This window comes from Streptomyces sp. NPDC004134 (genome assembly GCF_042874195.1).
GTDB lineage: Bacteria > Actinomycetota > Actinomycetes > Streptomycetales > Streptomycetaceae > Streptomyces.
The window spans coordinates 205,081-230,351 of record NZ_JBIAMS010000009.1 but is presented as its reverse complement, the minus strand read 5'-3'; the positions used below and the strand labels follow the sequence as shown (position 1 = coordinate 230,351).

Annotated in this window: 20 protein-coding genes; 7 read left to right on the top strand and 13 right to left on the bottom strand. The window is 74.0% G+C overall.

Annotated features, from left to right (window positions below; all coding sequences use genetic code 11):
* Positions 1-121: 121 nt before the first annotated feature.
* The 3 genes from ACFYVJ_RS14925 to ACFYVJ_RS14915 all read right to left on the bottom strand — a co-directional run bounded on the left by ACFYVJ_RS14925 (position 122) and on the right by ACFYVJ_RS14915 (position 5,588).
* Positions 122-2,176, bottom strand: coding sequence for a sulfatase-like hydrolase/transferase (locus ACFYVJ_RS14925; protein ID WP_388890880.1), 2,055 nt, complete (start codon positions 2,174-2,176; stop codon positions 122-124).
* 271 nt (positions 2,177-2,447) lie between these two features.
* Positions 2,448-4,571 (bottom strand): sulfatase-like hydrolase/transferase, encoded by a 2,124-nt coding sequence (locus ACFYVJ_RS14920; RefSeq protein ID WP_388890877.1) that lies wholly within the window; start codon positions 4,569-4,571, stop codon positions 2,448-2,450.
* A 147-nt stretch (positions 4,572-4,718) separates the two neighbouring features.
* Positions 4,719-5,588, bottom strand: a complete 870-nt coding sequence (locus ACFYVJ_RS14915) for a helix-turn-helix domain-containing protein (RefSeq protein ID WP_388890875.1) — start codon at positions 5,586-5,588, stop codon at positions 4,719-4,721.
* Positions 5,589-5,661: 73 nt separating this feature from the next.
* On the opposite strand from ACFYVJ_RS14915, the gene ACFYVJ_RS14910 reads away from it, so the two are divergent.
* Complete coding sequence (locus tag ACFYVJ_RS14910; protein WP_388890872.1) at positions 5,662-5,970, top strand: 4a-hydroxytetrahydrobiopterin dehydratase; 309 nt, start codon at positions 5,662-5,664, stop codon at positions 5,968-5,970.
* Between the two features lie 12 nt (positions 5,971-5,982).
* Here the strand turns inward: ACFYVJ_RS14910 and ACFYVJ_RS14905 are convergent, their stop codons facing one another.
* The 4 genes from ACFYVJ_RS14905 to ACFYVJ_RS14890 form a co-directional block, all read right to left on the bottom strand.
* Positions 5,983-6,708 (bottom strand): tyrosine-protein phosphatase, encoded by a 726-nt coding sequence (locus tag ACFYVJ_RS14905; RefSeq protein ID WP_388890869.1) that lies wholly within the window; start codon positions 6,706-6,708, stop codon positions 5,983-5,985.
* 101 nt (positions 6,709-6,809) lie between these two features.
* Complete coding sequence (locus ACFYVJ_RS14900) at positions 6,810-7,637, bottom strand: aldo/keto reductase (RefSeq protein ID WP_388890867.1); 828 nt, start codon at positions 7,635-7,637, stop codon at positions 6,810-6,812.
* 108 nt (positions 7,638-7,745) lie between these two features.
* Entirely contained in the window at positions 7,746-9,569 is a 1,824-nt protein-coding gene (locus tag ACFYVJ_RS14895) for an AMP-dependent synthetase/ligase (protein ID WP_388890864.1), read from the bottom strand.
* A gap of 260 nt (positions 9,570-9,829) precedes the next feature.
* The gene (locus ACFYVJ_RS14890; RefSeq protein WP_388890861.1) at positions 9,830-10,690 is read right to left on the bottom strand and encodes an NAD-dependent epimerase/dehydratase family protein; all 861 of its coding nucleotides are present in this window, start codon (positions 10,688-10,690) and stop codon (positions 9,830-9,832) included.
* Between the two features lie 132 nt (positions 10,691-10,822).
* Here ACFYVJ_RS14890 and ACFYVJ_RS14885 point away from each other — a divergent pair, with 132 nt between their 5' ends.
* Complete coding sequence (locus ACFYVJ_RS14885; protein ID WP_388890858.1) at positions 10,823-11,662, top strand: helix-turn-helix transcriptional regulator; 840 nt, start codon at positions 10,823-10,825, stop codon at positions 11,660-11,662.
* Here ACFYVJ_RS14885 and ACFYVJ_RS14880 read toward each other — a convergent pair.
* Both ACFYVJ_RS14880 and ACFYVJ_RS14875 read right to left on the bottom strand, forming a co-directional pair.
* Positions 11,652-13,097: a lipase maturation factor family protein gene (locus ACFYVJ_RS14880; RefSeq protein WP_388890856.1), complete on the bottom strand. Its 1,446-nt coding sequence runs from the start codon at positions 13,095-13,097 to the stop codon at positions 11,652-11,654. The genes ACFYVJ_RS14885 and ACFYVJ_RS14880 overlap by 11 nt on opposite strands.
* A 122-nt stretch (positions 13,098-13,219) precedes the next feature.
* Positions 13,220-13,627 (bottom strand): hypothetical protein, encoded by a 408-nt coding sequence (locus ACFYVJ_RS14875; RefSeq protein ID WP_388890853.1) that lies wholly within the window; start codon positions 13,625-13,627, stop codon positions 13,220-13,222.
* A 100-nt stretch (positions 13,628-13,727) separates the two neighbouring features.
* Here ACFYVJ_RS14875 and ACFYVJ_RS14870 point away from each other — a divergent pair, with 100 nt between their 5' ends.
* Complete coding sequence (locus ACFYVJ_RS14870) at positions 13,728-14,309, top strand: M23 family metallopeptidase (RefSeq protein ID WP_388890851.1); 582 nt, start codon at positions 13,728-13,730, stop codon at positions 14,307-14,309.
* A gap of 54 nt (positions 14,310-14,363) precedes the next feature.
* Here ACFYVJ_RS14870 and ACFYVJ_RS14865 read toward each other — a convergent pair whose 3' ends face one another.
* The 4 genes from ACFYVJ_RS14865 to fdhD all read right to left on the bottom strand — a co-directional run bounded on the left by ACFYVJ_RS14865 (position 14,364) and on the right by fdhD (position 19,907).
* Complete coding sequence (locus ACFYVJ_RS14865; protein ID WP_388890849.1) at positions 14,364-17,267, bottom strand: BTAD domain-containing putative transcriptional regulator; 2,904 nt, start codon at positions 17,265-17,267, stop codon at positions 14,364-14,366.
* 282 nt (positions 17,268-17,549) lie between these two features.
* Positions 17,550-18,416, bottom strand: a complete 867-nt coding sequence (locus ACFYVJ_RS14860; RefSeq protein WP_388890847.1) for a thioesterase family protein — start codon at positions 18,414-18,416, stop codon at positions 17,550-17,552.
* Positions 18,413-19,027 (bottom strand): TetR/AcrR family transcriptional regulator, encoded by a 615-nt coding sequence (locus ACFYVJ_RS14855; RefSeq protein WP_388890845.1) that lies wholly within the window; start codon positions 19,025-19,027, stop codon positions 18,413-18,415. The genes ACFYVJ_RS14860 and ACFYVJ_RS14855 overlap by 4 nt, the downstream gene beginning before the upstream one ends.
* A gap of 49 nt (positions 19,028-19,076) precedes the next feature.
* Positions 19,077-19,907: a formate dehydrogenase accessory sulfurtransferase FdhD gene (gene fdhD / locus ACFYVJ_RS14850; protein ID WP_388890842.1), complete on the bottom strand. Its 831-nt coding sequence runs from the start codon at positions 19,905-19,907 to the stop codon at positions 19,077-19,079.
* Between the two features lie 180 nt (positions 19,908-20,087).
* Here fdhD and ACFYVJ_RS14845 point away from each other — a divergent pair, with 180 nt between their 5' ends.
* The 4 genes from ACFYVJ_RS14845 (at position 20,088) to ACFYVJ_RS14830 (ending at position 25,200) form a co-directional block, all read left to right on the top strand.
* Positions 20,088-21,269 (top strand): ROK family transcriptional regulator, encoded by a 1,182-nt coding sequence (locus ACFYVJ_RS14845; protein WP_018840402.1) that lies wholly within the window; start codon positions 20,088-20,090, stop codon positions 21,267-21,269.
* A gap of 308 nt (positions 21,270-21,577) precedes the next feature.
* Positions 21,578-23,113: a sugar ABC transporter ATP-binding protein gene (locus ACFYVJ_RS14840; protein WP_388890840.1), complete on the top strand. Its 1,536-nt coding sequence runs from the start codon at positions 21,578-21,580 to the stop codon at positions 23,111-23,113.
* Positions 23,114-24,136 (top strand): ABC transporter permease, encoded by a 1,023-nt coding sequence (locus ACFYVJ_RS14835; RefSeq protein ID WP_388890838.1) that lies wholly within the window; start codon positions 23,114-23,116, stop codon positions 24,134-24,136.
* Between the two features lie 44 nt (positions 24,137-24,180).
* Positions 24,181-25,200 (top strand): substrate-binding domain-containing protein, encoded by a 1,020-nt coding sequence (locus ACFYVJ_RS14830; protein ID WP_101420655.1) that lies wholly within the window; start codon positions 24,181-24,183, stop codon positions 25,198-25,200.
* Positions 25,201-25,271 lie beyond the last annotated feature (71 nt).

The following is a 25,271-nucleotide window of genomic DNA, read 5'->3' as shown; positions in this document are numbered from 1 at the left end:
GCCGCCCCCCCCCCCCCCCGCCCGGGGCGGGCGCCCCACCACCACCCCCCCCCCCCCCCCCCCCCCCCCCCCCCCGGCCCCCCCCCCGGGCCCCGCCGCCCCCCCCCCCCCCGCGGCCGTGTCAGCGCACCAGCAGCGCCACGATCCTCCAGTTCGCGGTGTCCGGCGCGCCGACGCGCAGTTCGGTCACCCGCCCCGAAGCCCCGCCGTCCAGGACGAACTCCTCCCACTGGTACGCGCCCGCCGGCACCTGCGGTCCCGGCGCGAGCACCTCCGTCCCGTCCGCCGCGACGGTGATCCCGGGCGTGGCGTAGCCGTCGTCGCCGCGCAGCACGGAGACCGTGCTGCGCCCGGCGGGCAGGCGCAGCCGCAGCAGCGCCGCGGGCTGGTTGTTGACCATGTCGCGGCGCAGCACGTCGGGGGCGCCGCGGTCGCGGGACATCGGCGCCGGCGCCCCGCCCGTCCAGCCGTAGTCCGCTCCTTCGGTCCAGGAGGAGTCGGGGGTCAGGGCGCGGTAGGAGGAGGTGAGCGGGGAGCCGGCCGGGCCCGCGTCGAGCGCGAGGGCCACGTCGTCGCCGTGCGGCACGGCGTAGCCGCGCACCGGCTCTCCGGTCACGGTCCGCCCGTCGATCCCGACGCGGGGCGTCAGTTCGTACGTGGCCAGCCGTCCCGCGGGGGCGGCGACGGCGGCGGGCGGGGTGACCTCGACGTCGAGCACCGGGTCGGAGTCGAGGTCCACGACCTCCCGTACGGTCGTCGTCGCCCAGCCGTCGGGCGCCCCGAGCGACACCGTCACCTCCGCGACGGGATCGCCGCCGGGGCGCAGCGCGCGGGTCAGCCGTACCCGTACGGCATTGGGGCGGTCCGCGAACAGCGGGAGGTCCGCGGCGAGTTCCACCGGCGGGCGCTGCTCGCGCGCGATGTCCTCCTCCAGCGCCGTCAGGAACTCCCGGAGCCGCGCGGTCACGTCCGGCTGCCGCGCCGTCAGGTTCACCGACTCCCGCGGGTCCGCGTCGAGGTCGTACAGCTCCGGCAGATAGCGCTGGTCCGAGCCGCGCCGCCGGACGTGCAGCTTCCACCGGCCGTCGCGTACGGCCGCGGCCCGCGCGCTGAGGAAGAACGGCACCGGCGCGCGCTCGCGCAGCCGTGCGCCGCGCAGCGTCGGGGTCAGGTCGGTGCCGTCCAGCGGCACGCCTGGATCCGGCTCGACGCCGGCCAGCGAGCACACCGTCGGCAGCAGGTCGAGGAAGGAGACCACGTCGTCCGACTCCCGGCCGCGCGGCACGGTGCCCGTCCAGCGGGCGATGAAGGGCACCCGCACGCCGCCCTCGAAGACCTCGAACTTCCGGGACCGCAGCCCGCCCGACGAGCCCTCGAACCAGGGGCCGTTGTCCCCGGCGACGACGATCAGGGTCTCCCGGTCGAGACCGCGCTCGGCGAGCGCGTCGAAGAGGCGGCCGAGGTGGTGGTCGACGGACTCGATGGCGTCGCCGTAGAGGCCGCCGCGGGAGACTCCGTCGAACTCGGGCTCCACCGCGAGCGGGAGGTGGGGCATGGTCTCGGCGAGGTAGATGAAGAACGGCCGGTCGCCGGCGCGGTCGATGACGCCGATCGCCTCGTCGGTGAAGCGCCGGGTGAGCGTGGCCAGATCGGCGTCGCTGTTCAGCGTCTCCACGGGTTGCTCGTCGCGCCAGACCTCGGTGGGGTACGTGTCCGCCGTGTACATCGCGTCGACGCCGAAGAAGGAGTCGAAGCCGTGCCGCGCCGGGTGGTGGGCGTCGAGCCGGCCGAGGTGCCACTTGCCGATCGCCGCGGTGACGTAGCCCGCGGTGCGCAGGTACTCGGGCAGGGTCCGCTCCGCCGTGCCGAGACCGTGCGCGTCGTCGCGGCTGAGCACGTCCGGTATGCCCGTGCGCGGCGGTACGCGGCCGGTGAGCAGTGCGGCGCGCGAGGGGCTGCACACGGGGGCGGCGCAGTAGCCCTGGGTGAAGCGGGTGCCCTGGCGGGCGAGCCGGTCCAGCCGCGGGGTGCGGATCAGCGGGTGGCCGTAGCAGCCGAGGTCGCCGTAGCCGAGGTCGTCCAGGAGGACCATGATGACGTTCGGGCCGCCGCCCGGGGGCCGGGCGGGCTGCGCGGCCGCGGTCTGCAGGTGGGGCCCGCCGACCGAGACGGACAAGGCGCTCGTACCGAGCGTCGCTGCCGATCCTGCTAAGACACCGCGACGGCTGACCAAGACGGACTCCCTTCCGACGCCGGCGCGTAGGGAGACCGGCAGGTGCCGCCGATCCTCGGACTTCGGCGGCCCCTGCGTCAAATAAGAGCGTATTACAGGTTTGTGAAGGCGTGCGGGAAGGGGCTTCCCGGCGCCGTGGGAGCAAGTCGGCGGCGGGGCCGCCGCGTCGGGCGGCCACGGGCCGCGCCGGGCTACCGGCCGCGGCGCGGCCGGGTCAGTGCACCACCAGCGCCACGAGCGTCCACCTGTTGCCCCCGGTGCCGGTCAGCCCCAGATCGATCGTCCGTCCTTCGGCCCCGCCGTCGAGGACGAACTCCTCCCAGCGGTACGCCCCCGCGGGCAGCCGCGGGCCCGGCTCGATCACCGTCTCGCCGTCCGCCGCCACCGTGAAGCCGTGCGTGGGCCGCTTGTCGTCGCCGCGCAGCAGCGAGATCCGGCGCCGGCCGGCGGCCAGCCGGAGCCGCAGCACCGCCGCCGACCGGTCGCGGACCACGCCGCGGCGCAGCGGGTCGGGTCCCGCGTGCGCGCGGGACTGCGGCGGCGCCGAGACCCAGCCGAAGCCGGCGGCCCGGTCCCAGGCGGTGGCGGGGGTCAGATGGCGGTACGAGGGCAGCGCCGGGCGTCCTTCGGGTCCCGCGTCGAGCGCGAGGGCCGCGTCGCGGCCGTACGGCACGGCGTGCACCTGCACGTCGGCGCCGGTCACGGTCCGGCCGCCGACGACGACCCGGGGCGTGAGCCGGTGGCCCCGCAGCCGCCCGGCGGGGGCGCCGGCCGAGGGCGGCGGGGTGACGTCGACCTCGACCACCGGGGCGGCGGTCAGGTCGACGGCCTTCCGCACGGTCGTCGCCGTCCAGCCCGCCGGCACCGCGACCGTCACCGAGACCTTGGCCTTCGCCTTGCCGCCGCTGTCGCCGTCCGGCCGCAGCGCGGGCGACAGCCGTACCCGCAGGGTGTTGGCCCGGCCCGCGAAGAGCGGGGGCTTCGCGGCGAGCGCCACCGCCGGGCGGCGCTCGGAGGCCACGTCCTCCTCCAGCGCGGCCAGGTACGTCCGCAGCCGCTCGGTGACCTCGGGCCGGCGCGCGGCCATGTTCGCCACCTCGCGCGGGTCGGCCTCCAGGTCGAACAGCTCGGGCAGGAAGCGCTGGTTCCGCCCGGCCCGCCTGACGTGCAGCTTCCAGCGGCCGTCGCGTACCGCCGCCGCGTGCCGGCCGAGGAAGAACGGCACCGGCGGGCGCTCGCGCAGCCGCTCGCCGCGCAGCACCGTGCGCAGGTCGGTGCCGTCGAGCCGCACCCCGGGGTCCGGCACCACGCCGGCGAGCCCGCAGAGTGTCGGCAGCACGTCGAGGAACGAGACCACCTGGTGCGAGTCCCGGCCGCGCGGGACGGTGCCCGTCCAGCGCATGAGGAACGGCACCCGCACCCCGCCCTCGTAGCAGCCGGACTTGCGGCCGCGCAGCCCGCCCGTGGAGCCCTCGAACCAGGGGCCGTTGTCGCTGGCGACGACGACCAGGGTGTCCCGTTCGAGACCGCGGTCCGCCAGGGCGCGGAAAAGGCGGCCGAGGTGGTGGTCGACGGACTCGACGGCGTCGCCGTAGAGGCCGCCGCGGGAGCGGCCCTCGAACTCGGGCTCGACGGCGAGCGGGAGGTGGGGCATGGTCTCGGCGAGGTAGATGAAGAACGGCCGCTTCCCGGCGCGGTCGATCACGTCGATCGCCTCGTCGGTGAACCGGCGCGTTAGCGTCGCCAGGTCGGCGTCGTTGCGCAGCGTCCCCACCGGGGCGCCGTCGCGCCAGATCTCCGTGGGGTACGAGTCTTCGGAGAACATCGCGTCGACGCCGAAGTACGAGTCGAAGCCGTGCCGCGAGGGGTGGTTCTCGTCGAGCCGGCCGAGGTGCCACTTGCCGATGGCGGCCGTGTGGTAGCCCGCGTCCCGCAGATAGCCGGGAAGCGTCTTCTCCGCGGCCCGCAGCCCCTGCGAGTCGTCCCGGCTGAGCACCTTGCGCACGCCGGTGCGCGGCGGTACGCGGCCGGTGAGCAGCGCGGCGCGCGAGGGGCTGCACACGGGGGCGCCGGAGTAGCCCTGGGTGAAGCGGGTGCCCTGGCGGGCGAGCCGGTCCAGGTGCGGGGTGTCGATCAACTCCGAGCCGTAGCAGCCGAGATCGCCGTACCCCAGGTCGTCCAGGACGATCAGGACGACGTTCGGGCCGCGGCCCGGCGGCCGGGTCGGGTCGGGGTCGGCCACCGCCGCGCGGGCGTTGGGCGCGCCGGCGGACAGCGGTAAGGCGGTCGCACCGACCGCGACCGCGGAGGTGGCGAGGACTTCGCGACGGCTGGCCATGACGGGCTCCCCTCGGGCGCCGGCGCGCTGGAAGGGACCGGCAGTTCACGCCGATCTTGCGCGACGGCGGACCTTCCGTCAAATAAAGCCCTACTAAAGGTTTATGAAACCTTGTGGGTGGGAACCGCCCGGCCCCGATCGGGTAAGTCAGGAGCCGAGCTGCTGGCGCAGGTACTTCGTCGTCTCCGGATCCGCGGGCAGCAGCGTCTCCAGCGCCAGCTCCGAAACCGTCACGTCCATGGGCGTGTTGAAGGTCGAGATGGTGGAGACGAACGACAGCAGATGGCCGTCGTGCGCGACCCGCAGCGGCAGCGCGAACGGGGCCCGGCCGCCGACCTCCTCGACCTCCTCGTCGCCCGCCTCCGGCGGGAGCGGATAGGCCGCCACCTCGTCGTACAGCTCCTTCAGCGCGGGCGAGCGCACGAGCGAGAGCTGGCGGTCCATCTGGTGCAGCAGATGGGCGCGCCACTGCGGCAGGTTGCGGATCTTCTTCGCCAGCCCGCCGGGGTGCAGCGTCAGCCGCATCGCGTTCAGCGGCGGGCGCAGCAGCTCCTCCGGCACCTCGTCCAGGACCAGCATGATGCCGCGGTTGGCGGCCACCACGTTGTACGCGCCGTCCACCACCACCGCGGGGAAGGGCTCGTGCGCGGCGACGAGCTGCTCGACGCCCTGGCGCAGCTCGGCCATCGCCGGGTCGTCGAGCGGCGTCTCGGGGTAGTGCGGCGCGTAGCCGGCGGCGAGCAGCAGCGCGTTGCGTTCGCGTACGGGCATGTCCAGGTGCTCGGCGAGCTTGAGCACCATCGCCCGGCTCGGCCGCGACCTGCCCGTCTCGACGAAGCTGATGTGCCGGGCCGAGGAGTCCGCGCGCAGCGCCAGCTCCAACTGGCTCAGCCCGCGGCGCTCCCGCCAGTTGCGCAGCAGGGCGCCCGCGGTGGCGGTGCCGTCGTCGGGGCCGCCCGTGCGGGGCGTGCCGCCGGCCGGCGTACCTGGGGTGACGGGGAGACCGGGGGTCGTCATGTCATCGACGGTAACCGAGCCCCGCGGGGTACTGTCGGCCGGGAACCGCCCCGCCGCGAAGGGAGCACCTCGCATGGCCGTCGAACCGCTTTCCCCGCAGGAGACCGAGGACCGGCTCGCCGGGCTGCCGGGCTGGTCGGTGGCCGAGGGGGAGCTGCTGTCGCGCACGTACCGCTTCGACGCGCACCCGCCCGCCGCGGCGATGGTCGCGGACGTCTCCCGGATCCAGGAGGAGCTGGGGCACCACGCGATGCTCACGCTCGGTTACAACACCCTCGATATCGCCGTCAACACCCACAGCGTGGGCGGCCGGGTCACCGAGCTGGATTTCGACCTCGCCCGCCGGATCGAGGCCGTCGCCCCGGAGCACGGCGCGAGCTGACGCCCCGCCGCCTCACCCCGGGGCGAGCAGCCGCTCCCGGGCCGCGGCGACCGCCGCGTCCGGCAGCCCGGCCTTGGCGAGGTACGCCGCCGCGTCGAAGGTCGCGTGCGTGTCGGTGACGACCTGCGTGGCGGTACGGCCCGAGCGGGCCTGGATTTCGGTGATCTCCAGCGTCTGGTCCGGGTGGCCGAGGGCGGCCGCGGCCCGCCGGTGGTTGGGCCCGCTGAGCAGGTAGTCGGCGGCGATGTCGGCCGCGGCCACCCCGGCGAGCGTCAGCAGCACGAAGGAGGCGAAGCCGGTGCGGTCCCGGCCGGCGGTGCAGTGCACCACGACGCCGCCCGGCGGGGCCGCGGCGACCTCGCGGACGACGGACGCCGCCACCTTCGGCACGTACTCCAGATAGGCGGCCCAGGTCAGCGGGGTCCCTTCGAGGTGGCCCCAGTCGCGCCACCAGCGCACGTTCCCCGCCAGCTCGTCCACGGGCACCCGGACCAGGCCGATGCCCTCCGGGCGCGGCAGGCGGGGCCGGTGGTCGATGGCGTTGCGCAGGTCGATCACCGTACGGACGCCGTGGTCCGCGACGGCGGCCCAGCCCGCCGCGGTCAGCCCGTCCAGGTTGTCGGCGCGCACCAGCGCGCCGGGCCTGGTGCGGCGGCCGCCGGCCGCGGGCAGCCCGCCGAGGTCGCGTACGTTGAAGCAGCCGTCCCAGTCGAGCTCACGTCCGGCCCGTGCAGCCATCTGACTCCCCCTCGATGATCGACTTCCGGTCGCCCCCTCAGACGCGGTTGCGGGTGCAACGGTTCCGAGCGGGACGACCGGTGGCCTGTGGGCGGGGTGCGTCAGTTCACGTCGTCGGGGTTGTCGCCGATGCGGTTGCCCGCGTCCAGGCCCGCGACGGCGGCCATGTCGGCCTCGTCCAGCTCGAAGCCGAAGACGTCGATGTTCTCCCGGATCCGCGACGGGGTGACGGACTTGGGGATGACCACGTTGCCCAGTTGCAGATGCCAGCGCAGCGCGACCTGTGCCGGGCTGCGGCCGTGCTTCTCGCCCAGCTCCCGCAGCACCGGCTCGTCCAGCAGCCCCTTGCCCTGGCCCAGCGGCGACCACGCCTCGGTGGCGATGCCGTGGGCGGCGTGGAAGGCGCGCACGTCCGCCTGGGCGAAGTCCGGGTGCAGCTCGACCTGGTTCAGCGCGGGCACGACAGTGCCCTCGTCCAGGACCCGCTGCAGATGGGCGGGCTGGAAGTTGGAGACGCCGATGGCGCGGGCGCGCCCGTCCGCGTGGATCTTCTCCAGGGCCCGCCAGGTCTCCAGGTACTTGTCCTTGGCCGGCGCCGGCCAGTGGATCAGGTACAGGTCGACGTGGTCCAGGCCCAGCCGGCGCAGCGAGTCGTCGAACGCGCGCAGGGCGGCGTCGTAGCCCTGGTCGGAGTTCCACAGCTTGGTGGTGACGAACAGCTCCTCGCGCGGGAGGCCGGACCCGGTCAGGGCCTTGCCCGTGCCCGCCTCGTTCCCGTAGATGGCGGCGGTGTCGATGCTGCGGTAACCGGCGTCGAGGGCGGTGCGCACCGCGGTCTCGGCCTCCGCGTCGGGCACCTGCCAGACGCCGAAGCCGAGCTGCGGCATCGCGACGCCGTTGTTGAGGGTGATGGTCGGAACGTTGCTCACGTGGGATGCATCCCTCTTCGTCGAAAAGTTCGTACAGGCGGTTCGCCCTCCCGACGCTAACCGCGATCGGCCGCCGTGGCATTCCCCCGATCAGCATCCGGACCGGGGCTACGTCTGGTACAGGGCCTCGACCTCGTTCGCGTACGCCTTCTCGATCGCCCTCCGCTTCAGCTTCAGCGACGGCGTCACCAGCCCGTGCTCCTCGGTGAACTGCACGGCCAGGATCCGGAACGTCCGGATCGACTCCGGCGGCGACACCTGGGTGTTGGCCGCCACCACCGCCCGCCGGATCTCGGCCTCCAGCTCCCCGTCCCTGACCAGCTCGGACGGGGTCATCGAAGGCCGGCCGCGCATGAGCTGCCAGTGCGCCACGCCGTCCGGGTCCAGGGTGACCAGCGCTGCGACGTACGGCCGGTCGTTGCCGACGGCCAGGCACTGCGACACCAGCGGGTGCGCCCGCACCCGCTCCTCCAGCGGCACCGGTGAGACGCTCTTGCCGTTCGACGTCACCAGCAGCTCCTTCTTCCTGCCGGTGATCGTCAGATAGCCGTCCGCGTCCAGGCTGCCCAGGTCGCCGGTGGCCAGCCAGCCGTCGCGCAGCGCGTGCGCGGCGCCGGGCCGGTCGCCGATGTAGCCGCTGAAGACCTGCGGGCCGTGCAGCCAGACCTCGTCGTCGGGGGCGATGTAGACGGTGATGCCGGGGATGGGGATGCCGACGGTGCCGTAGCGGGGGCGCTCGGGCGGGTTGGCGACCGCGGCGGCGGTGGTCTCCGTCAGGCCGTAGCCCTCGATGACCGTGATGCCCGCGCCTGCGAAGAACAGCCCGAGCCGGCGCTGCATCGCCGAGCCGCCGGAGAACACGAAGCGGGTCCGGCCGCCGAGCGCCGCGCGCATCTTGGCGTACACCAGCTTGTCGAACACCTGGTGCTCCACCCGCAGCGCCGGGCCCGGCCCGCGGCCCGCGTCGAACGACGCGTCCTCGCGGGCCCGGGCGTGCCGGACGGCGACGTCGGCGGCCTTGTCGAAGACCGCGAGCCGGCCCTCGGTCTCGGCCTTGCGGCGGGCGGCGGCGTAGATCTTCTCGAAGATGTGCGGTACGGCCAGGATGAGGCTGGGCCGGAACGTCCTGAGGTCCGCGAGCAGCACCGGCGCCGACGGGTCCGGCTGGTGACCGAGCTTGACCCCGCCGCGGACCGCGGTGACCTGGATCATCCGGCCGAAGACGTGCGCGAGGGGGAGGAAGAGCAGGGTCGCCGCGGGCTCGCCCTGGTACGGGCGGAAGAGGGCCTCGTAGCGCAGCAGGATGTTGTCGGCCTCGGCCATGAAGTTGGCGTGGGTCAGCTCGCAGCCGCGCGGCCGGCCGGTGGTGCCGGAGGTGTAGATCACGGTGGCGGGGGAGTCCGGGGTGACCGCGAGGCGGTGCCGCTCCACCACGTCGTCGTCGAGGTGCGCGCCGGCGGCGGTCAGCTCGTCGATGGCGCCCTCGTCGATCTGCCAGAGCAGCTTGAGCCCGGGCAGCTTGTCGATCACCGAGCCGACGGTCATCGCGTGGTCCGCGCTCTCCACCACGCAGGCCACGGCGCCGGCGTCGTGCAGCATCCAGTACGCCTGGTCGGGGGCGGAGGTCGGGTAGACGGGCACGGCCTGGGCGCCGATCGACCAGAGGGCGAAGTCCAGTTGGGTCCACTCGTACCGGGTCCTGCACATGATCCCCACCCGGTCGCCGAACCGCAGCCCCGCGGCCAGCAGCCCCTTGGCGAGGGCGAGCACCTCGTCGCGGAAGGTCCCTATCGTCACGTCCCGCCACTCGCCGTCGACCTTGCGGGCGAAGGCGATCTGCCCGGGATCCTGCGCGGCCCGCTGGAAGACCGCGTCCGCCAGCCCCCCCGACTTCTGTGCGTCTGCCAGGGGAGGCACGGTGAACTCGCGCAACGCTTTTCTCTCCTCAGACGGTGGGGCGCCCGGCGCGGCGACCGTACCCGAGGAGGCCGCTGATCTGCGGTCCTCCATCACCTCTGCACGGAACCTCTGCGAGGGGCGCACGTCGCCCGGCCGGCGGGAAAGGGTGGCGAGTCCAGCATGGCGCGGCGCACGGGGGCGCGGGGCGGGGACGGGGAAAGTGCGAGGGCCCGGTCCGTACGCCGCGGGTGGCGGCGGCGTACGGACCGGGCCCTGCTGCTCCTGCGGCGTCCCTACAGCGCCCCCGCGTCAAGGGCCGTCCACAGCGACGGATACAGCGGCCGGAAACCCAGCTCCGCGCGGATCCGTGCGTTCGAGACCACCCCGTGCCACGGGTCGTCCGACGTCCGCTCCGCCATCCCCTCGGGCACCGGCGCGCCGACCAGGTGCAGCAGCTCCAGCGCGCTGACCGGCGCGTCGTCGGCGACGTTGTAGACCCGCCCGGCGAGTCCCGGAGCGCTCAGCACCCGCCACAGCGCGCGGGCGACGTCCGCCTGGTGCACCATCTGGATCCGCTGGTGCGCGGCCATGTGCGGGGTCCAGCGCAGCGACGCCTCCAGGTGGCCGTCGCCCTCGCCGTAGACGAACGCCAGCCGCGCGACCCGCACGTCGAGGCCGCGGTCCCGGTGGAGTTCGAGCAGCCCCTGCTCGGCGGCGGTCTTCGACCGCGGGTACGCGCCGGCCAGCGGGCCGTCACCGCGGGGCTCGTCGGCCTCTACGGCGGGGCGGCCGCGGCCGGCGCCGTAGACGAGGTTGGTGCTGGTGAAGACGAAGCGGCGCACGCCCGCCGCGGCGGCCTCGGCGCCGAGGGCGAGCGTCGCGTCGCGGTTCACGGCGTACGCCTCCTCGTCCGGTACGTCCCGGAAGGCCGCGGCGACGTGCACCACGTCCCGCACCCCGGCCAGCGCCCGGCGCCGGTCGCCGGGCTCGCGCAGATCGCCGACGACGAGGCGGGCGCCGCGCCCGGCGAGCGGTGCGGCCCGCTCCGCGTCGCGCACCAGGAGCCGCACCTCCTCGCCGCCCGCCCACCGCAGCAGCCGCGGTACGAACCGCTGCCCCACCGCCCCCGTCGCTCCCGTCACCAGCACGCTCATCGTCACTCCGCTCCTCGTACGCCGATGTCCCCGCCACCCTGCGGCCGGCGTGCCCGCGGCGGGAGAGACGGCTTCATCCGGGGACGGGCGGTCCCTGGCTGCGGGCGCAGCGCTCCGGCACCCTTGGTGGACATGGACAGAACGGAGCTGGCCGACTTCCTGCGCCGCAGCCGCGCGCGGCTCACCCCCGCGGACGTCGGCCTGCCGCCCGGGGCGCGGCGCCGCACGCCGGGCCTGCGGCGCGAGGAGGTCGCGCAGCTCGCCGGGATGTCCGCCGACCACTACACCCGGCTCGAACAGGCCCGCGGCTCCCGCCCGTCGCGCCAGATGCTCGCCGCCGTCGCCCGCGGGCTGCGCCTCGGCGACGACGAGCGCGACCACCTGTTCCACCTGGCCGGCGAGGAGCCGCCGCGCGCCCGCGGCGCGGGGGCGCACGTCCGCCCGGGGCTGCTGCTGATCCTCGACCGGCTCACCGACACCCCGGCGCAGGTGCTCGCCGACTGCGGTGACGTGCTGGCGCAGAACGCCCTGTCGCGGGCGCTGTCCGGGGACACCGCCGACCGGGCCGGGGACGGGCGCAACATCGTCTGGCGGTTCTTCACGGAGCCGGAATCCCGCGCGCTGATCCCGCCGGAGGACCGCGAGGACGTCGCCCGCCGCGCCGTCGCCGACCTGCGGGCCACCGTCGCCCGGCGGCCGGACGACGCCCGGGTGGCCGGGCTGGTACGGCGGCTGCGGGCGCGCAGCGCGGAGTTCGCGGCGCTGTGGGAGGCGCACGACGTGGCGGTGCGGCGCCGCGAGGCCAAGCGGTTCGTGCACCCGGTGGTGGGGCTGCTGGAGCTGGACTGCGAGGTGCTGCTGAACCCGGAGCACGACCAGCGGCTCGTGGTCTACACGGCGCGTCCTGGCAGCGAGTCGTACGAGCGGCTGGAGCTGCTGCGGGTGGTCGGGCTGCAGCGGCTCACGGGCTGAGGCCGCTCCGCTCCCGGGCGGTCACGGGCGGGGCGTACTCGCGTACGAACTCCCGCCGCCACCACGCCCCGGTGCGGCGCAGTTCGGCCCAGCCGGTGTACTCGTACCGGAACAGCCGCGCGCGGACGCTGCCCGGCGGGTGGTCGGGGAAGGGGTTGTGGGCCAGCAGCCGCAGGGTGTCGCGGTCGCCGTCGAGCAGCCGCAGCAGGAAGGGCCCGAACCACCGCTCCGCGTACGCGGGGGAGAGCGCCGCGAACCACATCAGCCAGTCGAGCCGCAGATGGTACGGCGCGAACTGCCGCGGCAGCCGCCGCGGATCGCCGGGCTTGCCCTTGAACCCGTACTCCCGCCACTCGCTCGCCCCGGTGGGGCGGGGGTCCGCGGTGCCCTCGACGACGATCTCGTGCCGTACGCGGGTGATGCTGCCGAAGGCGCCGTAGGTGTTGACGAGGTGGAGGGAGTTGAACGAGGCGTTCATCCGCTGCCGCCGGGAGAGCAGGTTGCGGGCGGGCCACCAGCTCAGCGCCAGCACGAGGGCGGTCGCGGCGAAGACGGTGACGTCGAACCAGATCGGCGTGGCGCCGAACTCGGGCGGCCCGGGCAGCGGGGTGTGGTCGGCGACGAGCTGCCCGTCGATCGCGGTGAGGGCGATGAGGATGGTGATCCAGTTGAGCCAGGCGAAGTTGCCGGAGAGCACCAGCCAGAGCTGGGTGAGGACGATGGCCGCGGCGGCGCAGCCGGCGACCGGCTGCGGCGTGAACAGCAGCACGGGCAGCACGAGTTGGGCGACGTGGTTGGCGGCGGCCTCGACGCGGTGGAGGGGCCGGGGCAGATGGTGGAAGAACCAGCTCAGCGGCCCGGGCATCGGCTGGGTCTCGTGGTGGTAGTAGAGGCAGGTCAGCTTGCGCCAGCACCGGTCGCCGCGCATCTTGATCAGCCCGGCGCCGAACTCGACCCGGAAGAGCAGCCAGCGCAGCAGGAAGAGCACCAGCACGGGCGGCCCGACGGTGTCGTTGCCGAGGAAGACCGCGAGGAACCCGGCCTCCAGCAGCAGCGACTCCCAGCCGAAGGAGTACCACGCCTGCCCGACGTTGACGATCGACAGATACAGCGCCCACAGCACCGCCCACACCAGCATCGCGCCCCACAGCGGCACCGCGTCCGCCGCGCCCGCGGCCACGGCGGCCGCCAGGGCGGCACCGCCCCAGGCGACCCCGGCGAACAGCCGGTCGGAGTACCGCACCTGGAACAGACTCGGTGCCCGCCGGAACGGCACCCGCGCGGTGAACCGCGGCACGGGGAGCATGCCGCGGGAGCCGATGAGCGGCCGGAACTGCAGCGCCGCGGCGACGAAGGCGACGACGTACAGCAGGGCGAGCCCACGCTGGAAAACCAGCCGGCTCAGCCAGTACCCCTCGAACGAGAACCACGCCACGACGCCATCCGTACCACCACCGCCACGGGGCCCACACCCCGCCGCGCCGGATCAGCGGGCACGGGGGCGGACCGGAGCGCGGGCGCCACCGGCAGCGGACGGATCCCGCACCGCCGGGGCCGCTACCGCGGCCAGCCCGCGGACGGGGCGCCGCTGCCGCCCTCGTCGTACCGCTCGGCGCAGCGCTTCCGCACCTCGCTGTCGACCAGCCGCCGGGCCGCGGCGGCGCCGTTCGCGCGCCGCTCCTCCTCGGCCTGTTCCACGACGTCGAGCAGGATCGTGTTCTGCCCGTCCGACAGGCCCTTCTGCTGGTAGTCGGACTCGCTGCCGCCGCCGGGCCCGAGCTGGTCGCGGGCCCAGTACGTGATGAGCCGTACGCAGACGGCCTCGGGCGAGGCGGCGCTCCGGGACGGGGGAGCCGGCGTTTCGCCGCGGCCGGCCGCCTCGTCCGCGCCGCCGCCGCACGCGGTCAGGACCGCCGCGAGCAGCGCGGCGGACGCGATCGGAGTCCGGGTTCGCCTCGTCGCCATGACCACGCAGTCGACAGTATGCGAACCGCCCGCTCCCGTGTATCCGCTTTGTATCGGCGCCCCTTTCAATCGCCGGGTCACCGACGAGAAGGGGAGCACCATGCGCAGACGATTCCACCGGCTGTTCGCCGCGGTGAGCGTGGCCGCCGCCGTGGCCGTCGCGACGCCGGTCGCGGCCGCGGCGCCCCAGGCCGGCCCGTCGTCAGAGACGGCGGCGCCGCTGGCCAGGCCCGGCTTCAGGATGCCGTTCATCTGCGGCCAGACCTGGCGCGGCAACAACTGGCGCGGTCACGGCCCGGCGCACTCCATCGACTGGAACCACTACAACGCCCAGGGCACCCCGGACGACCTCGGCCGCCGGGTGCTCGCCAGCGCGGGCGGCACGGTCGTCGCGTCGTACTACTCCACCGGTGACGGCTACGGCAACACCGTCGTCGTCGCCCACGGCGACGGATGGCGGACCCGGTACGCGCATCTGAAGGAGCGCACCGTCGCGCGCGGCGCGCAGGTGAAGCGGGGCCAGGTGGTCGGGAAGGTCGGCGCCACGTCCGCCGTCCACGACTTCACCCCCCACCTGCACTACGAGCAGATCCACAACGGTGCCGTCGTCGTCGCGGTCGTCCAGGGCGTCACCTGGTACGACTACCTCGACCGGCGGCTGAAGAGCACGAACGGTTGCTGACGTACCCGCGTGGAGCGAATGCGGCCGATTCCCGGCGCATTCGCTCTACGCGCGTCATCCCTGGCCGGAGTGCAGCGACCGCAGCTTCTCGTGCACCGCCTCGGCCCGGTCGTGCGCCTCCAGCCGCCGCCAGGTGGACAGGGAGCGGAGGAAATAGTGCCGCGCGGTCTGCACCCTGCCCGTCGCGCGGTGCAGCTCACCGAGCAGGCAGGCGAGACTCGCCTCCGCGCGCCGGTCGCCCAACTGCCGCTGTACGGCGAGCGCGTCGGCCAGCAGCGCCGACGCCTCGCCCGCGTTGCCGCGGCGCAGGCACAGTTCGCCGATGCTCTCCTGCACGTAGGCGGCGCAGTGCGTGTCGGCGAGGGCGCTGAAGATGTCCAGGGCCCGCTCCAACTCCGCCCGCGCCAGGTCCGGTTCGCCGCGCAGGTCGTGCAGCACGGCGATGCGGCGGCGGACCTGCGCCTCGCGGTGGCGGTCGCCGAGGTCCCTGGCCAGCTCCAGCGCTCCGTCCAGCCACGCCGCCGCGGCTCGCGGCTTCCTGCACGCCAGCCAGACGGAGGCGATCGCGTTGCGCGCGACCGCCTCGCCGTGCCGGTCGCCGGCCTCCCGGAACCCGCTCAGCGCGTCGGTGAACGTCGCCAGCGCCGCGTCGGGGTCGCCCAGGATCCGGTGTACGGATCCCTCTCCGGCCGCCGCCACCGCCTCGCCTGCGGGGTGCCCGACCGCCCCGAATATCGTGCGTGCCCAGACGAAGGAGTCGAGGGCGTCGGCGTAGCGGTCGCGGTAGAGGTGGAGTTGCCCGATGTTGCGGAGCAGCGCCGCGGCCCGTGCGTCCGACGGGGCCGGTATCGCGTCGAGCACCAGTTGGTGCGTGCGCAGCCAGTCGCCGTAGTAGCCGCGCAGGTCGAAGAAGCTCGCCAGCTCCAGCGCGAGGTCGGCGGCCTGCGTGACGCGCCCGAGCCGCAGCGCCGACTCCACCGTGGCGACGAGGACGCGGCGTTCGGTCTCGAACCACTCGACGGGCGCGGCCCGCACGGCCCGCGTGATCTCCGCGCCCGCCCCGGCCGGATGCGCCGCCGCACCGCACACGCCGAGGAACCGCGTGGGCATCGCCGCGTTCGCCGCGCGCGCGAGCGCGGTCAGGGCGTCGACGATACGGAGTTGCTGCCGGCGGCGCACCGTGAAGGTGTCCGCGTCTGCCAGCTCGCGCGCGTAGCAGCGCAGCAGATCGTGCATGCGGTAGCGCGGCAGCCCGAGCCCGTCGGTCCCCACGGCCTCGATCAGGTGCCTGTCGGCCAGCGTGGCCAGCGCTTCGGCGGCGTCGTCGGCGGCGCCGCCCACGGCGACGGCCACGAGCCAGCCGCCCACCGGCTCGGCCGGCAGCCGGCCGAAGGCGCGGAAGGCCGTGGCCGCGGCCTCCGGCAGGTGGCGGTAGCTCAGCTCCGCGCTCGCCCGCACCTCCAGCTCGCCCGCCTGGAGTTGGTCGAGCCGCCCGCGCTCGTCCTGGAGGAGATCGGCCAGCGTCGCCGCGGTCCAGGACCGCCGGCTCGCCAGCCGTGACCCGGCGATCCGTACGGCCAGCGGCAGCGAGCCGCAGCCGGCGAGCACCCGGTCCGCGCCGGCCGCGTCGGTGGCCAGCCGGTCCGGCCCGGCGACCGTGCCCAGCAGGGCGCGGGCCTCTTCCTGCCTCAGCTCGCCAAGCGAGAAGTGGTGCGCCGGCAGGTCGGGCATCCGGCGGCGGGAGCTGACGAGCACGGCCGAGCCTCCGGTGCCGGGCAGCAGGGGGCGTACCTGCGCGCCGTCGGCCGCGTCGTCGAGAACGATGAGGAAGCGCCGCTGCGCCAGGCGCGAGCGGAGCAGCGCGGCCCGTTCGCTCTGCCCGGCGGGGACCGTGCTGTCGACGACACCCAGGCCGCGCAGCATCTCGGCCAGGACGTCGGCGGGGTCGCGCGGCCGGTCGCTCAGCCCGCCGAGGTCGACGAAGAGCTGGCCGTCGGGGAACGCCGAGCGGGCCCGGTGCGCCACGTGCACCGTCAGCGCGGACTTCCCCGACCCCGGCGGCCCCGACATCGCGACGACGACCGGCCGCCGGTCCGCCGCCGCCAGCAGTTGGTCCAGTGCGGCGATCTCCGCCGTCCGGCCGGTGAAGTCCGGTACATCCATGGGTAACTGGGACACGGGCACGACCGCCGCCGCGCGGCGCCGCGCGGCGTAACCGTTGACCTCCTCGCCGACCGCCCGCAGCGGCGTGCTCGGCTCGGTGCCGAGTTCGGCGGCCAGGACGCGCTCTGCCTCGGCGTAGGCGGAGCGGGCCTCGGTCGTACGGCCCGAGTCGTGCAGCGCCCGTACGAGCATGCGCCACAGATCCTCCCGCAGCGGATCCTCGGTGAGCCGGGAGCGCAGCTCGGCGAGGAGGAGCGCGTAGTCCCGCAGGCGCAGCCGGACCCCGAGGCACTCGTCGACCGCGGTCGCCCGCAGCTCCTCCAGCCTGGTGACGCCGGGGTCCCAGACCACGCTGGCCGGTACGTCCTGCAGTACGCCGCCGCGCCAGAGGCCGAGCGCCGTCTCGTAGTCGTGCAGCGCGGCGACGTCGTCGCCGCGGTCGCGGGCCGTGCGGGCCCGGTCCAGGCGCCGCTCGAAGAGCAGCATGTCGACGTCGTCCGGCGCGACGTCGAACGCGTAGCCGGACGGCTCCGTCCGCAGCCCCGCGGCGGAGATCCCCGCGGCGGACAGCGCCCGGCGCAGGTTGCGCACGTACGTGCGGACGTTGGCCACGGCCGACGGGGGCGCCCCGCCCGGCCACAGCACCTCGGTCAGGACGTCCACGGAGACGAAGCGGCCGGGCTGGAGCAGCAGCGTGGCGAGCGCCGCCCTCGGCTTCGGCCCCCCGATCCGGATCGGGACACCTCCCGCCCACACACGCAGCGGCCCCAGGAGTCCGAACGTCGGCTCCCCCATCCACGTACCTCCGTGTCGGCGGCCTGTCCTCGGCTCTGCGCCCCGGAGCGGGATGTGCGTCGCCGACGGCCTCGACAGTCATGGACATGACGCAATGTGTCAACCCCGCCCCGGCTCGCCGGACATGGCGGGAGAGCGGGGCGGGGCGGGCGCGAACACCGGCACCGACTCCCCGGCTCCCGGACGGGTTTCACCCTTCCCCACCGGGGCCGGCATCGCGAAGGCGACCAGCTCGGGCGGCGGTCTCCGGCCGAAGCGCCGGCCCTCCCGGGCGGGCCCGGGTCAGGACTGCCGGGGGAGGCGTGCCAGTTGGCGGGACTGGGCCACCAGGCGGTCGGCGGAGTCCCAGATCTCCGCGTCCTCCTCCATGTAGCCGCCCGCGACGTTGCGGGTCGTGTGGATCATCCGGAGCCAGCCCGGTGCCGGGCTCGCGCGTACGTGGGCGGTGAGTTCCAGCGTCGGGGCCCAGCCGATCGCGCCGAGGTCGAGGCTCACCGGGGGGAGGACGTCCACTGCCATCAGGAGGAGCAGGGGGTCGGGGTTGCGGGATTCGGGAAGGCGGAACCAGCCCTTCATTTCGCCGCGGCCCGAGGGGGCGCCGACCGCCCAGCCCACGCAGGACGGGTCCAGGCGGAGGTCGGTGCGGGTGAGCATCGGGGACTCCGCGCGGAACTCCGGCGGGGCCGCGTGGCTTCCTATGCACTGCTCCAACGGTGCCAGCGCGGGCGGCTTCGCGGAGGTCTGGACGTCGTCGGGCTGGTCGGCGAGGGTGCCGTACGCGGCCAGCACGCGCAGCCGGGAGACCGGGGCGGCGGTGTCCGGGTCCTGCTGGAGGAGTTCCGCGCCGCCGTGGGAGACGGAGTTGCCGCGGCGGATGGTCTCGGTGCGGACGACCGCGGGACCCGCGGTGGCCGTCGAGAGGTAGTACGCGGAGACCGACAGCGGATCCGGGTGGCCGGGGCTGTCGTCGCGGGGGGTGCCGAGTTCGGCGGCCAGGGCGCGGGCGGTGACCGCCAGCAGCACGCCGCCGTTGATGCCCTGGCCGACCTTCCATGCGCCGGGCAGGTCCGTGTCGTACGTACCGGGCTCGCCAGGGCGCGCGTGGACGGCGGTCTCCCGGTCGAAGTCCGGGGGAGGGGTGGTGGTCATGGCGTGCTTCGCTTTCGTCGTGCGGTGGGTGGGCCGATCTCGAACGCCTCGCAGAGGCCGTCGAGTACGTCGTCGATGGTCGACGCGCCGGTGGCCAGCGGCAGCGAGCCCCAGGACCACAGCTCCGCGGTGCCGTGCAGGGCGGACCACAGCGCGCCGGTGAGCAGCCGCGGGTCCGCGTCCGCCCGCCAGCCCTCGGCCTGCCGCGCCTCGACGAGGCGGACGAGGTTCTCGAAGCCGCCGAGGGAGGCGCGGCCCAGCTCGCGGTCGTGCGGGTCGAGCAGGTCGCGGCGGAACATCAGCGCGAACATCTCGGGCCGGGCCACGGCGTACTCCACGTACGCGCGCGTGCCCGTGCGCAGCCGCCGGGCCGGACTCGCGTCCGGCGGCAGCTTCGCCAGCGCCTCGCCGGCCCAGTCCTGCAACTCGCGGAAGCCCTGGGTGGCGACGGCCGACAGCAGCGCCGCGCGGTGCGGGAAGTGTTTGAGCGGAGCGCCGTGCGAGACGCCGCAGCGCCGGGCGATGGCGCGCAGGGTGAGGGCGTCGACGCCTCGTTCGTCGAGCAGTTCGAGCGCGGCCTCCAGCAGGCGCGCGCGGGTGTCCGCGGTCATGGTGGACAGTGTCTACCACCGAGGTGGACACTGTCTACTCGCCCCGGCGTCAGAGTGCGATGCGGTGTTCGCCTGCGTACACGTTCATGGTGTCGCCGCGGAGGAACCCGACGAGGGTCATGCCGGTCTCGGCGGCGAGGTCGACGGCGAGGGAGGAGGGTGCGGAGACGGCGGCCAGGACGGGGATGCCGGCCATCGCGGCCTTCTGGGCCAGCTCGAAGGAGGCGCGGCCGGAGACCATCAGCACGGTGCCGGCGAGCGGGAGGCGGTCCTGTTGCAGGGCGCGGCCGATCAGCTTGTCGACGGCGTTGTGGCGGCCCACGTCCTCGCGCAGGTCGATCAGTTCCCCGTCCGGGGTGAACAGCGCGGCGGCGTGCAGGCCCCCGGTGCGGTCGAAGACCCGCTGCCCGGCCCGCAGCCGGTCGGGCAGCACGGCCAGGGTCTCCGGCGTCAGCCGCATGCCGCCGTCGGCCAGGGGCCAGCGCGTCGTCGTACGGACCGCGTCCAGGCTCGCCTTCCCGCACAGGCCGCACGACGACGTCGTATAGACGTTCCGCTCCAGCGAGACGTCCGGGACCGGCACTCCCGCGGCCAGCCGCACGTCCACGATGTTGTACGTGTTCCCGCCCTCCGCGCCGTCCACCGCCCCCGCGCAGTACGTGATGCCCGCCAGCTCACCGCCCTCGGCCACCACCCCCTCGCTGACCAGGAACCCCGCCGCCAGTGCGAAGTCGTCACCCGGCGTCCGCATCGTGATCGCCAGCGCCCGGCCCGCCAGCCGGATCTCCAGCGGCTCCTCCGCCACCAGCGTGTCCGCCCGCCGGTCCACCCGCCCCCCGCGCACCCGCACCACCGGACGCCGCACCGTCACCCGACCCATCCGGTCAGCGTACGCGGCCGAGGGGAACCCCATCTTTGTCCTGGCGGTGGAGAAAGTAGATACCGATTCCTGCAGAACTTCTTCCCTCAGTGGCGAAGCACTGCTACGTTCCCCCTGGAATGCCGACAACGGCGTACGAGAACGACGTACGCGAGGCCGGGGAGGAGTGGCGTGAGGCGCATGACAGCTCGGCCCGCGAACGCGCACCAGGCGCGACTGCTCCGCCTGCTGCGTGACGGCGGGCCGAACTCCCGGGCGCAGCTCGGCGACCAGGTGGAGCTGTCCAGGTCCAAGCTGGCGGTCGAGATCGACCGGCTGCTGCAGACCGGGCTCGTGGTCGCCGACGGCCTCGCCGCCTCCCGGGGCGGACGCAGGTCGCACAACATCCGCCTGGCGCCCTCGCTGCGCTTCCTCGGCGTCGACATCGGCGCCACCTCCATCGACGTGGCGGTCACCAACGCGGAGCTGGAGGTGCTCGGTCATCTGACCCAGCCCATGGACGTGCGCGAGGGCCCGGTCGCGGTCTTCGAGCAGGCGCTGGCGATGGCGGCCAAGCTCCGCGCCTCCGGGGTGGCGGAGGGCTTCGACGGCGCCGGTATCGGCGTCCCGGGTCCCGTCCGCTTCCCCGAGGGTGTGCCGGTCGCGCCGCCGATCATGCCCGGCTGGGACGGCTTCCCGGTCCGCGAGGCGCTCAGCCAGGAGCTGGGCTGCCCGGTCATGGTCGACAACGACGTGAACATCATGGCCCAGGGCGAGCAGCACGCCGGTGTCGCCCGGGCCGTACGGGACTTCCTCTACGTCAAGATCGGCACCGGCATCGGCTGCGGCATCCTCGTCGGCGGCGAGGTCTACCGCGGGACGAACGGCAGCGCCGGCGACATCGGCCACATCCAGGTGGAGGTGGACGGGCGCCCGTGCGCCTGCGGTAACCGCGGCTGCCTGGAGGCGTACTTCGGCGGTTCCGCCCTCGCCCGGGACGCCGAGAACGCCGCCCGCGAGGGCCGTTCCGCGCAGTTGGCCGCCCGGCTGGAGGAGACCGGCGAGCTGGAGGCCAAGGACGTCGCCGTGGCGGCGACCGCGGGCGACGCGGTCGCGCTGGACCTCATCCGCGAGGGCGGCACCCGTACCGGCCAGGTCATCGCAGGACTGGTCAGCTTCTTCAACCCCGGGCTCGTGGTCATCGGCGGCGGCGTCACCGGCCTCGGTCACACGCTCCTCGCCGCCATCCGCACCCAGGTCTACCGCCAGTCGCTGCCCCTGGCGACCGGCAATCTGCCCATCGTGCTCGGCGAGCTGGGCCCCACCGCGGGCGTGATCGGCGCCGCCCGGCTCACCAGCGACCACCTGTTCTCGCCCGCCTGACGCCGGGCGCGGACGACCGCGTACCACCCGTAAGGCCCGCACCACCCCGTACGACCCACGCACCACCCCTGCACCACAGGCACCAGCAGCACCACCTGCACCACCCGCAGCACCCGCACCGTGCAACTCCCGCAGCACCCTCGGCCGACCGCGGCACCACCCGCTGAGGCCCCCGCACCACGCCGCTGCCCTCCGACCACCCGCACCGCATCACCCGCACCGCCCGGTGAACCCGCCCGTTTGCGCTCCGCCCTGCCCAAACTGCCCCTGCGCAGCCGCAGTCGGAGCACCGCCGAGGAGATCCGTACATGGCGCCTACGTCAGATACGCCGCCCACCCCCGCCACACCCCTGCTCACCATGACGGGGATCACCAAGTCCTTCCCCGGCGTCCGCGCGCTCGACGGCGTCGACCTCGACGTCGTGGCCGGCGAGGTGCACTGCCTGCTCGGCCAGAACGGCGCCGGCAAGTCCACCCTCATCAAGGTCCTGGCCGGCGCCCACCAGCCCGACGAGGGCACCATCGTCTGGCAGGGCGGCGAGACCGCGCTGAAGTCGCCCGTCGCCGCCATGCGGCTGGGCATCGCCACCATCTACCAGGAACTCGACCTGGTGATGCACCTGTCGGTGGCGGAGAACGTCTTCCTCGGCCACGAGCGCTCCTCCGGCGGGTTCATCAAGGCCCGCGAGGCGCTGAGCACAGCCCAGGACCTGCTGGCCAGGCTCGGCCACCCGGAGATCTCCGCGGCCACCATCGTCGGCGACCTCTCCGCCGCCGGCCAGCAGGTCGTCTCCATGGCGCGGGCGCTCTCCCACGACGTGAAGCTCATCGTCATGGACGAGCCGTCCGCCGCGCTCGACCCCGACGAGGTCGACAACCTCTTCCGGATCGTCGCCGACCTCACCGCGCAGGGCGTCGCCGTCATCTACATCTCCCACCGGCTGGAGGAGATCCGCCGGATAGGCGACCGCGTCACCGTGCTCAAGGACGGCCGCGCCGTCGCCCGCGGGCTGCCCGCGCAGAGCACGTCGACCAACGAGATCGTCACCCTGATGACCGGCCGCAACGTCGCGCACGTCTTCCCCGAGCGGCCGGAGGCACCGGGCGCGGGCAAGGATCCCGTCCTCACCCTCGAAGGACTCGCCAGGCAGGGCGAGTTCGCGCCGGTGGACCTCCGGCTCGCCCCCGGCGAGATCGTCGGGCTCGCGGGCCTGGTCGGCTCCGGCCGCTCGGAGATCCTGGAGACCGTCTTCGGCGCCCGCAAGCCGACCGCCGGCCGGGTGCTCGTCGACGGCCGCCCGCTGCGCCCCGGGAGCGTCACCGCCGCCGTCAAGGCGGGCATCGGGCTGGCTCCCGAGGAACGCAAGTCGCAGGCGCTGCTGATGACGGAGTCCGTCAGCCGCAACGTCTCCATCTCCTCGCTCACCCGCTTCTCCACCGGCGGCTGGCTCGACCGGTCGGGGGAGCGGTCCGCGGCGCGGCAGGCCGTACGCGACCTGTCGCTGCGCCCCGACAACCCCGACGCCCCCGTCCGCACGCTCTCCGGCGGCAACCAGCAGAAGGCCGTGCTCGCGCGCTGGCTGCTGCGCGACTGCCGGGTGCTGCTGCTGGACGAGCCCACCCGCGGCGTGGACGTCGGCGCCCGCGCCGAGTTGTACGCGCTCATCCGCAGGCTCGCCGACGAAGGCGTCGCGGTCCTGCTCGTCTCCAGCGAACTCCCCGAGGTCCTCGGCCTCGCCGACCGGGTCCTCGTGCTGCGCGAGGGCCAGGTCGTGCACACCGCCCCGGCCCGGGAACTCGACGAGCACCGGGTGCTCGACCTCGTCATGGAAGGGACCTCGTAAGTGTTGAGCAAATCGGACTCGCTCTCCGCCCCGGCGCCGGAGAAGCCGAGGGGGAACGGCAACGCCGCCGCCTGGCACAGTCATCTGGACTTCAGACTCCTGGCGCTGGTCGGCGTGCTCGGCCTGCTGGTCGTGGTCGGCGCCCTCACCAAGCCGGACCAGTTCCTGGACGTCGACAACTTCCGGCTGATCCTCACCCAGTCGTCGGCGATCGGCGTGGTGACCATCGGCGTGACGCTGGTCATCATCGGCGGCGGCATCGACCTGTCGGTCGGCGCCATCGTCGCCCTCGCCTCGGTCTGGGCGACGACGCAGGCGACGCAGGACTACGGCCTGACGGGCATGCTCTTCTGCGCCGTAGCCGTGGGCATAGGCTGCGGCCTGGTCAACGGCGTGCTCATCGCGTACGGCAGCCTCGTGCCGTTCATCGCCACGCTGGCCATGCTCGCCTCCGCGCGCGGCTTCGCCGAGCAGATGAGCGACGGCCAGACGCAGATCGTCGAGGTACAGGCGGTGCTGGACCTCGGCAACGCGGACGCCCGCATCCTCGGCATCCCGTACCTGGTGCTCATCTTCCTCGGCGTCTCCGCCCTGGGCTGGGTGCTGCTCAACCGCACCACGTTCGGCCGCCGCACCGTGGCGGTCGGCGGCAACCCCGAGGCCGCCAGGCTCGCCGGCATCGACATCAAGCGGCAGCGCCTGCTGCTGTACGCCCTGTCCGGGCTCTGCTGCGGCATCGCGGCGTTCATGCTCATCGTGCTCGCGGGCTCCGGCCAGAACACGAACGGCAACCTGTACGAACTGGACGCCATCGCGGCCGCGATCATCGGCGGCACCCTGCTCAGCGGCGGCCGGGGCACCATCATCGGCTCCGTGCTGGGCGTGGTCGTCTTCACCACCATTACCAACCTCTTCGCGCTCAACAACGTGCAAAGCGACGTACAGAAGATCGCCAAGGGCGCGATCATCGTCGCCGCCGTCCTTATCCAGCACCACACTTCGCGTAAATCCTCGACGCAATGAAGGGTCGTACCCACATGCCAGAATCGCCTTTCAGCCGTAGAAACATGCTCTTCGGCGCCGCCGGAGTCTCGGCTGCTGCCTTCCTCACCAGTTGCACCAGCAATGACGACAGTGACGACGACGGCGGCTCCGAGCAGCAGCAGGCCAACGTCTCCGAGGACAAGCCCGGCAAGCCGGTCACCATCGGCTTCGCCGGCCCGGAGGCCGACCACGGCTGGCTCAACGCCATCAACGACAACGCGCGCTCGCGCGCGGAGAAGTACGAGGACGTCACCCTCGACATCACCGAGGGCTCGAACGACACGGCCACCCAGATAGGCCAGGTCGACTCCCTGATCAACAAGAAGGTCGACGTCCTGGTCATCCTGCCGGCCGACGGCAAGGCGATGACGCAGGCGGGGCTGAAGGCCATGCGGGCCGGCATCCCCGTCGTCAACCTGGACCGGATCTTCAACAGCCCGCAGGCGTACCGCTGCTGGATCGGCGGCGACAACTACGGCATGGGCCTGAACGCCGGCCGGTTCATCGGCGAGCAGCTCAAGGGCAAGGAGAACGCGAAGGTCGTCGAGCTGGCCGGGCTCGACAACCTGGAGCTGACCCAGCAGCGCACGAAGGGCTTCGACGACGCGCTGAAGAACTACCCCAACATCGAGAAGGTGGCCCGGCAGGCCGCCGAGTTCACCGTCGAGTCGGGCCAGCGCAAGATGTCCGACCTGCTCCAGGCCGTGCCGGAGTTCGACGCCATGTGGAACCACGACGACGACCAGGGCGTCGGCGTCAAGCGCGCCATCGACCAGTCGGGCCGCGACGAGTTCATCATGGTCGGCGGCGCCGGTTCCAAGGCCGTGATGGACTCCATCAAGGCCGACGACTCGGTGATCAAGGCCACCGTCCTCTACCCGCCGACGATGGCCGCCTCCGCGATCGACCTCGCGCGCGCCCTCGGCCAGCAGAAGGGCGTCTCGGGCATGGCCGAGTTCGAGATCCCGGCGTCGATCACGCTGTACTCCGCCGTCGTGAGCAAGGACAACATCGACCAGTACCTGCCGACCGGGTTCAACTGACGGGAATCCAGCGCCAGGAGCCGCACGCCCGGAGATCCCGGAACGACCGCTGCGGCGCGCCGGAAGCAGCC